The 340-nt window shown below is 34.7% G+C and carries 1 protein-coding gene; it reads right to left on the bottom strand.

What is annotated here, in order from left to right; genetic code table 11:
• Positions 1-58: 58 nt before the first annotated feature.
• A partial coding sequence (locus KH400_RS23190) for a YihY/virulence factor BrkB family protein (RefSeq protein ID WP_217228656.1) occupies positions 59-340 on the bottom strand: 282 nt, incomplete at its 5' end.

Genomic DNA, 340 nt, shown 5'->3' with positions numbered 1-340 from the left:
GATACCATCATCTCCAAAAATGAAAATTATATACACTTTTTTGAAATAATTTTTTAGGTTATGATAGATTGTTATTTCTATTTTTCTTCTGTAAGTAAAGAGTGGCGTTAATTTGACCACCAATAACGAGACTTACCCCTGTGAGAAAGAACCAAAGCATAAGGATGATAACTCCACCAAGACTACCATAGGTCGCCGTGAAATTTCCGAAATTACTTATGTATGTGGCAAATAAAGCAGAGATTACTTGCCAACAAACCGTTGCAGATACGGCTCCTATAATTACTTGTTTAAAAGTTAACTTCACGTTCGGGGCAATGGAATAAACAATCATAAGCAC

The sequence above is a fragment of the Desertibacillus haloalkaliphilus genome (assembly GCF_019039105.1).
Classification (GTDB): Bacteria; Bacillota; Bacilli; order Bacillales; family KJ1-10-99; genus Desertibacillus; species Desertibacillus haloalkaliphilus.
The sequence above is the reverse complement of the archived record's forward strand: the minus strand, read 5'-3'. Positions and strand labels throughout refer to the sequence as shown.